The 8134-nt window shown below is 37.5% G+C and carries 9 protein-coding genes, 5 tRNA genes, 1 pseudogene and 1 riboswitch; of the genes and pseudogenes, 13 read left to right on the forward strand and 2 right to left on the reverse strand.

Annotated features, from left to right (window positions below; translation table 11 throughout):
* Window positions 1–38: 38 nt before the first annotated feature.
* Window positions 39–959, reverse strand: coding sequence for a cation diffusion facilitator family transporter (locus QOS06_RS03745; RefSeq protein ID WP_003672523.1), 921 nt, complete (start codon window positions 957–959; stop codon window positions 39–41).
* Window positions 960–1141: 182 nt separating this feature from the next.
* Here QOS06_RS03745 and QOS06_RS03750 point away from each other — a divergent pair, with 182 nt between their 5' ends.
* The 13 genes from QOS06_RS03750 (at window position 1142) to QOS06_RS03810 (ending at window position 7905) form a co-directional block, all read left to right on the forward strand.
* Entirely contained in the window at window positions 1142–1816 is a 675-nt protein-coding gene (locus QOS06_RS03750; RefSeq protein WP_003672522.1) for a metal-dependent transcriptional regulator, read from the forward strand.
* A gap of 146 nt (window positions 1817–1962) precedes the next feature.
* Window positions 1963–2163 (forward strand): cold-shock protein, encoded by a 201-nt coding sequence (locus QOS06_RS03755; protein ID WP_003672521.1) that lies wholly within the window; start codon window positions 1963–1965, stop codon window positions 2161–2163.
* Window positions 2164–2264: 101 nt separating this feature from the next.
* Window positions 2265–3020: a threonine/serine exporter family protein gene (locus QOS06_RS03760; RefSeq protein WP_107690498.1), complete on the forward strand. Its 756-nt coding sequence runs from the start codon at window positions 2265–2267 to the stop codon at window positions 3018–3020.
* Window positions 3021–3031: 11 nt separating this feature from the next.
* Window positions 3032–3505 (forward strand): threonine/serine exporter family protein, encoded by a 474-nt coding sequence (locus QOS06_RS03765; protein WP_078009679.1) that lies wholly within the window; start codon window positions 3032–3034, stop codon window positions 3503–3505.
* 55 nt (window positions 3506–3560) lie between these two features.
* Entirely contained in the window at window positions 3561–4235 is a 675-nt protein-coding gene (locus QOS06_RS03770) for a phosphatase PAP2 family protein (protein ID WP_085719352.1), read from the forward strand.
* A gap of 70 nt (window positions 4236–4305) precedes the next feature.
* Window positions 4306–4761 (forward strand): GNAT family N-acetyltransferase, encoded by a 456-nt coding sequence (locus QOS06_RS03775; RefSeq protein ID WP_085719355.1) that lies wholly within the window; start codon window positions 4306–4308, stop codon window positions 4759–4761.
* A 37-nt stretch (window positions 4762–4798) separates the two neighbouring features.
* Window positions 4799–4973, forward strand: a riboswitch (Lysine riboswitch).
* A gap of 127 nt (window positions 4974–5100) precedes the next feature.
* The gene (locus QOS06_RS03780; protein WP_283595520.1) at window positions 5101–6576 is read left to right on the forward strand and encodes an amino acid permease; all 1476 of its coding nucleotides are present in this window, start codon (window positions 5101–5103) and stop codon (window positions 6574–6576) included.
* A 99-nt stretch (window positions 6577–6675) separates the two neighbouring features.
* Window positions 6676–7317: a deoxynucleoside kinase gene (locus QOS06_RS03785; protein WP_078010119.1), complete on the forward strand. Its 642-nt coding sequence runs from the start codon at window positions 6676–6678 to the stop codon at window positions 7315–7317.
* A gap of 65 nt (window positions 7318–7382) precedes the next feature.
* Window positions 7383–7455 (forward strand) — tRNA-Val (locus QOS06_RS03790).
* Between the two features lie 7 nt (window positions 7456–7462).
* Window positions 7463–7545 (forward strand) — tRNA-Leu (locus QOS06_RS03795).
* Between the two features lie 90 nt (window positions 7546–7635).
* A tRNA-Gly gene (locus tag QOS06_RS03800) sits at window positions 7636–7707 on the forward strand.
* A 5-nt stretch (window positions 7708–7712) separates the two neighbouring features.
* Window positions 7713–7786, forward strand: a tRNA-Arg gene (locus QOS06_RS03805).
* Between the two features lie 45 nt (window positions 7787–7831).
* Window positions 7832–7905: transfer RNA gene (locus QOS06_RS03810), tRNA-Pro, on the forward strand.
* A gap of 74 nt (window positions 7906–7979) precedes the next feature.
* Here QOS06_RS03810 and QOS06_RS03815 read toward each other — a convergent pair.
* Window positions 7980–8134: pseudogene (locus tag QOS06_RS03815) on the reverse strand (IS30 family transposase); the annotation flags it as partial.

An 8134-nucleotide genomic window follows, 5' to 3' on the forward strand; every position in this document is an offset into this window, starting at 1 on the left:
GGCTGAGTTTTCGCTCAACTTTTTGCTTCCTTTTAATTTTAGTCCTCTTTGAAATCGTTATTAATAACGTTCTTTTCATCAACAGGAGTGTTGAATAATTTTTCATCTTTCCCACGGTGATATTCTGCTTGAATAGTAACGTGACAGATCCCATATTTTTCATGCAAGATTTTTTCTACTTGACTATAGATTCGCTCAACCTGCCTTAGTGGCAAGTCATCACAATTAAGATGGGCAGAGAAAATGATTCGGTGTTCATCCATCATCCATGCATGGACGTGATGAACTGCCGTAACTCCGTCGATTTGCTTTAAATCATTTTCAATGGAATTATAATCAAGATCTGGGGAGGACTGCATGAGAATTTTAATGGTTTGATTAATAATTGGCCAAGCCTCATAAGCAATATAGAGGGCAACCCCAATTGTCAAGGCGGGATCAAGCCATGGAACATTAACAAAGGTAAGAATGATTCCTCCAATGATAACGGCAACTGATGAAAGTGCATCACTTAGAATATGGAGATAAGTTGCTTTGACATTTAAGCTGTCTTCGCTTCCGGCATGTAAGAGGGCTGCAGAAATAAAGTTGGCAAGCAGACCAATCACGGCTACAGTTAACATAATGCCCCCGTTAATATGCTGGGGATGCTCTAACCGCTTAATAGCTTCAATAATTAAAAAGACAGAGATAACAATTAAAAAAATACTATTAGTTAATGCTGAGAGGATTTCAGCTCGACGGTAGCCATAAGTTCGTTGCTGATTCTCTGGTTGCCCGCCAATATGCTGGGCAAAGTAGCCTAGTACAATGGAAAGCGAATCCCCTAAATTATGAAAAGCATCTGATAGTAAGGCTAAACTTCCTGAAAGAATACCTCCGAAGATTTCAACAATTGTAATTAATACATTTAGGAGGGTAACTGCTAAAAAGCGTTTCCCTGTTACTTTTTCGTCCATGATTTACCTACTCCTCCGTAAAGATCGATTGCGGGTTTATAAAAAGCTTATAACAAAAAAGTTAGGCTTTCCAAACTACACTTTTAATAATATGCTATAATCAATTTGGGTTCAATGTTAATATATAAAAACACATAATGACCGATCGTAGGCCAAATTTTAATACCCAGAGGTGAAACAATTTGACTCCAATGAAGGAAGACTATCTAAAAATTATTTTTGAATTAGGTGGTAGTCATAAAAAAGTTTCTAATAAAGAGATTTCCCTTGGACTAGGAATTGCCGCTGGATCAGTAACCGAGATGATTTCTAAGTTGGCTGACGAAGGGCTAGTTGTTCATGAACCATATGCTGGTATTTCTTTAACTGAAAAGGGACAAAAGTATGCTGCAGAATTAGTTCGAAAGCATCGTTTATGGGAAACATTTTTAGTGGATAAGCTTCACTACAATTTTGCCGACGTCCATTCAGAAGCGGAAATTCTTGAACATCAGACAAGTGATCGACTAGCAACGGCCTTAGATGCTTTTCTTCAACACCCTGATCATTGTCCGCATGGTGGAGTAATTCCATCAGCTAATGGCAAGTTCCCAGATGTAACACATCGTTTATTAGCAGATGCTGATGATGGGGAAAAAGTTGAACTAGAACGATTCTTAGATAATCATGAACTTCTCACTTACTTAGAAGAGTTAGGATTACGACCTCAGGAACAAGTAACTGTAATTCGCCATGAGCCTTTTGAAGGACCAATTGTGATTCAAAAAGAGGATAACGACCAAGAAATTAATGTTTCATATAAGGCCTCACATAATATTTTTATTGAACCGGACACAGCTCAAGAAAATAAAGGTTAATTATGTAAATGATTGCTTATGTGATACAATGGTTTTTGTAGTTTTTTTAAGTGCGGTTGGTTCGATTGTTTCATTGCAAATGGATCTCTTCACCTGAGACGAATTACAAATTATATTAGTGCTTAATGCACAGGAGGATTTCCAACATGGAACAAGGAACTGTTAAATGGTTTAATGACGATAAGGGGTATGGCTTCATTACTCGTGAAAGCGGCGATGACGTGTTTGTTCATTTTTCTGCTATTCAAGGGGATGGCTTTAAGTCATTGAGCGAAGGACAACATGTTACGTTTGAAGTTGAAGAAGGCGAACGTGGCCTTCAAGCTGCAAATGTAGTTAAAGACTAAATACAAAAAACGACTGGATTTTTCCGGCCGTTTTTTTGTATTGAGCTCCTTATCTAAACAGAGGATAATAATAAATATCTTTGAACAGAGAAGGCGAAAAGATGTTAACGAAACGACGACAAGCACTAGCACTAAAGACTTGTTTGCTAGCTGGGAGACTTTTAATTGAAAATGGATCAAATATGGAACGAGTTAACGACACCTTATCCCGAATGGCAAAAAGTGCAGGACTTCATGGCTTTCAGGCTTTTACAACCGTAACTGGAATTGTAGTTGGGACGATTAATGAACCTGATGCCCAAGTAATTACTATTCGTCATCGCAAAAACAATTTAAGTAAAATTGCGGATGTCAATGAAGTTTCTCGTGAACTAGCACGGCGCAAAATTGATGTTCCACAAGCATTTGCTAAATTAAAAAAGATTGATCACCAAAAGATGTCAAGATGGCAAAACTGGTATGAATCATTTGCTGCTGCGATTTTAAGTGGTGCATTAATGATTGTCTTTACAGGTAATGTTTCTGATTCTTGGGCTGGCTTTCTTGCAGGTGGCGTAGGTTACGGAGCATTTTCATACCTTTTACGAAAGTTTAAGATTCAATATTTAGGAGAGTTTTGTTCTTCCTTAATTATAGGTATTTTGGCGGTGATCTTTGTTAAAATGCACCTTGCTAATAATATTAATGATATTATTATTGGTGCGGTTATGCCTCTGGTTCCTGGGGTGCCCTTAACTAATGCGGCACGGGATTTAGTTTCCGGAAACTTAATTAGTGGACCTACAAGAGGGATTGAGGCGATTCTAACTGCCGTTTCGATTGGTAGTGCAATTGTAATTGTTCTGCACTTTAATTAGGAGGGTAGGAGATGAATTGGGGTAACCTATTATTACAATTTTTCTTATGCTATGTTTCGACAGTTTGTTTTGGTATCCTCTTAAATATTCCTAAACGTGCCTATCATACTGCGGGGATGATTGGTGGAGGCGTATGGGTAGTCTACTGGATAATGTATTATTGCAGTGGCATTGGCCTTGCGTTTAGTAATTTAGTTGCTGCAATCTTAATTTCGGTATTAAGCCAGGCAGCAGCTCGTCGAAAACGAATGCCAATTATTGTTTTTAATGTGCCCGCGCTAGTTCCATTTGTGCCTGGAGGACAGGCTTATAAAATGGTTCGTAATTTTGCTATTGGTAATTACCATCTTGTTAATGTTTATTTCTACCAGGTAGTTGTCATTGTTGGTGCAATTACGCTTGGCTTTGGTTTGGGAGAGCTTTTAAATCGTGTTTTGAACTATCTTCATAAATATTTAATCAAAAAGTCACGATGGAATTTTTGACACTGTGGTATACTTATTTTTGATTAATTAATTTAAGTTAGGAGAATCCTTGATTATGTTTATTGAACGTGATGATCATCGGTGGTGGCGCTTTGCCTTAAGCGGTGGTTTCTTTATCGCATTGATGCTATTAATTATGTTTAATTCGTCAGTGCTAACAATGATTGATGCTGTTCTGCAGTCGTTATTTACTAGTCAGCGCCTGGAAGGAATTGGTTGGTTCCATGCTTTGATGAGCTTACTTTCATTTTTAGTTAAACCGGTCTTAGATTTAGTATGGGTATTTATTATTGCAGGTGTTTTATGGTTGAAGGGCTATCGCATCCCGGCTTTATGGTCATTAGGAACGATTTTTGGTGGTGATGTGCTTGGAACAATTATTAAACACATCGTTAAGCGGGTCCGTCCTGCACAACACTTGGCAGCAGATGATGGCTATAGTTTCCCTAGTGGTCACACTTTAGGATTCTTCTTGGTAGTAGCAATTTTATTCTTAATTGTAATTCCGCTTATTCAAAAAGCATCTGTCCGCACAATTTTGCAAATTTTATTAATATTTGCAGTCTTCTTTTTGGCGGTATCGCGGGTATATCTTTATGCTCACTGGCCTTTTGATACTATTGGTGCAATGTTATTAGCTTATGCATGGTTACAAGTAGCTGAATGGCTCTATGTCGCTTGGGCACCACGATTGCAACGGATTCCGTTCTTCCGTAGTATTGAAATTTAATAATCGAAATTGATGGAGGGCAATCTTTTTGGTTGCTTCTCTTTTTTATTTCCCGGGAAATAGGAGAAAAATGAGTGAAATTATAATTGAATCAGCAAAAACTAATAACAATTTAGGAGCAATAGTTAAATTGTTGGATAATGAAAACTTAACACAAGCAGTGGGACTGCTTTTACCACTTCAAAGAGAAAAACGTGTGCAAGCTATTAAGATGTTTGTTCGCCAGAATCATGTAATGGTAGTGAAACTAAATGAAGATGTAGTGGGGATGATTGTATTAAGTGCTTGGTATGGGGATGAAGGAAAAAGAATTGCTCATCATTATGAATTAGGTTATCTTTTGCAGCAAAACCAATGGAATAAAGGCATAATGACAACTGCACTTCAAAAATTTATTTCTATTTTGCCATCTAAAATTACGATTCATGCGGAGTGCAAACAAAGCAATTATCGTTCTCAGCGAGTACTTGTTAAATGTGGTTTTACTTATGACAAGGATGACTTATGGCAATGCATTATTAAATAATCGGACTTGCATTTTTATTTGAGTGGGGTATAATTTCATTCGATGAAGAGGTTGCATATTTTATCAGTAACTAGTATTAGGTGAATAAGCACCGGAGTATTAGTAAAAGGAAAATATGCCGAAACACTACTTAGCTTATTTCTGGTAGATGTTGGGCTATAGTCACAATAGGCTATAGACTGTCGCAATAATTGCGGGGCGCTTCCTAAATTGATTCAACGATTAATTATAGGTATTAAGTTGGGTCTTCTGGTGGGGTTACCGATCAGAAGACCCTTTTAATTTATCCTCTTCGAAAATGTTGACGTTAAGGCACACAAATTTGGAGGAAATATATTTATGGCAGATGAATCTAAGTCGACGGGTCATATGGAACGGACATTACAGACACGTCACTTGTCCATGATTGCTCTTGGTGGAACAATCGGTACGGGACTTTTTATTGCCAGTGGATCCGCTATTTCAACTGCGGGACCTGGCGGAGCGTTAGTTGCATATGGAATTATGGGAATTATGGTTTATTTCCTAATGACGAGTCTAGGGGAAATGGCAACATATATGCCATTAACTGGGTCATTTTCAGCTTATTCAACAAAATTTGTTGATCCAGCACTAGGTTTTGCTCTTGGTTGGAATTATTGGTTTAACTGGGCGATTACAATCCCCGTAGATGTTACAACTGCGGGAATTGTAATGAATTATTGGCTTCCTAATGTTCCAGGCTGGATTTTTAGTGTAACAGTGATGGTATTAATTTTCTTAATCAATTATTTATCAGTACGATCTTATGGTGAAACTGAATTTTGGCTTGCTTTAATCAAAGTTGTCACAGTTATCGTATTTTTAATTGTCGGTGTTGCAATTATTTTTGGAATTATGGGTGGTAAGCCAGTTGGATTAAGCAACTTCCACTATAAGCAGGCACCGTTTGTTGGAGGTGTGCCAGCAATTATTAGTGTTTTCTTGGTTGCTGGGTTCTCATTCCAAGGAACAGAATTAGTTGGAATTACTGCTGGTGAAGCTGCTACACCAGAAAAGTCTGTCTCAAAGGCAATCCATTCAACTTTCTGGCGAATTTTACTTTTTTATATTTTTGCTATTTTTGTTATTGCCTGCATCCTTCCTTACACAGATAAGAACTTATTGAATCAAGACGTTTCAAATATTACAATGAGTCCATTTACGATTGTGTTTAAGCGGGCAGGATTAGCATTTGCGGCTAGTGCAATGAATGCGGTTATCTTAACTGCCGTCATTTCTGCTGCTAACTCTGGTTTATATGCTTCAACCCGGATGCTTTATTCACAAGCGCGTGAAGGATATGCATGGCGGATTTTTGGTTATGTAAACCGGCATGGTATTCCTATTTATGCTTTGCTGGGAACAATGGTTGTTTCATTAGCAGCCTATGCAACCCAATTCATTGGTCCCAAAGCTTATAACTACTTAATTGGTGCATCTGGATTGTGTGGATTTATTGCATGGTTAGGAATTGCAATTTCCCACTACCGCTTTAGGAGGGCATTTCTTAAGCAAGGCCATACACTGTCTGAATTGAAGTATCATGCAACAGGGTTCCCATTTGGCCCAGTATTCGCGCTTACTCTATGTATTGTCGTTATTTGTGGTCAAAACATTGATGCTTTTGTAAAAATGGATTGGCAAAACATTTTAATTACTTACATGGGAATTCCATTATTCTTAATTCTTTTCTTCTACTACAAGATTCGTTACAAGACGCACTTGATTCCGCTTGATAAGGTTGATTTATCAAGGCGAACAAAGGGTGAATCGTACGAACCGGAAGATGATTAATAAAATAAAAAGGGAACGAGAAAATACTCGCTCCTTTTTATTTTAAATGTTAGAATTGTTTTCGTTACTTTTTGAATTTGAAACAGGGGGAAATAACTAATGATTGCTATAGCCGGGACAATCGGTGCAGGAAAGACCAGTTTGACAAAGCTGTTGGCAGACCATCTTAATAGCCAGGCCTTCTATGAATCTGTTGACGACAATAAAATTTTGCCGCTTTTTTATAAAGATCCTAAAAAATATGGTTTCTTATTACAGATTTACTTTTTAAACAAGCGGCTTGATGAGATTAAAGATTCATACTCAAATGATTTAAATGTTTTGGACCGTTCAATTTTTGAAGATGCCTTATTATTCAAGTTAAACGCAGATATGGGTCGAGCTACGGAAACGGAGTCAAATATTTATTCTTCATTATTAGGTAACATGATGGAAGAATTACCAGAGCAACCACACCAAAAAGCCCCCAACCTTTTAATTACAATTAGGATTTCGTTTGAGACAATGCTTGAACGGATTAAGAAACGGGGACGTTCATTTGAACAAATTGCTAATGATCCTTCATTATATTCATATTATAAAAACTTAAACGAACGTTATGTTCAATGGTATGAGGATTATAATGAAAGTCCTAAGATGGTTATTAATGGTGATAAATATGATTTTGTTGAAGATCCGGCTGCTGCTAAGAAGGTCTTAGCCATGATTGATGAAAAATTAATTGAATTAAATCTTAAATAGGATTTGACAAAAAATTATATAGATGATATATTAAATAGGCTGATTTATATAGCAAGCCTATTTATGGAGGATTAGCTCAGTTGGGAGAGCATCTGCCTTACAAGCAGGGGGTCACAGGTTCGAGCCCTGTATCCTCCATTAATTTGCGGATGTGGCGGAATTGGCAGACGCGCAAGATTTAGGATCTTGTATCATTTTGATGTAAGGGTTCAAGTCCCTTCATCCGCATTTAATATTTTTTGAAAATTCTTGTTGACATTGATGAGATTTTCGTGTAATATTAATAATCGTTGATAGGGAATAACTTATCAAAGACATGCGGAAGTAGTTCAGTGGTAGAACATCACCTTGCCATGGTGGGGGTCGCGGGTTCGAATCCCGTCTTCCGCTTATATGCACCCATAGCGCAATTGGATAGAGTGTCTGACTACGAATCAGAAGGTTGAAGGTTCGACTCCTTCTGGGTGCACTAATTATAGTAAGCGTGACAGTTTAACTGTTACGCTTATTTTTTCGGAATTTAGCTCAGCTTGGTAGAGCGCTGCGTTCGGGACGCAGAGGTCGCAAGTTCAAATCTTGTAATTCCGATAAGTTGAAAAACTGTTATCACTTCTATAGTAGAAGAGATAGCAGTTTTTTATTACCCGAAATGTCAATTTAAGTTAGAAAGAAAATAGTTGCTCATCAGTGACGTAAGACATGAATACTTCATATGGAGTTCGATAGCCTAGTGATTTACGGGGCAGGTTATTTCGCTTACTCATCAGTTGGGTTACCAATTCATCAGGAAGATTGCGGAAATCTAGCTGTTTCGTTA

This window comes from Limosilactobacillus sp. DJ3M12 (assembly GCF_947381695.1).
Classification (GTDB): domain Bacteria; phylum Bacillota; class Bacilli; order Lactobacillales; family Lactobacillaceae; genus Limosilactobacillus; species Limosilactobacillus kinnaridis.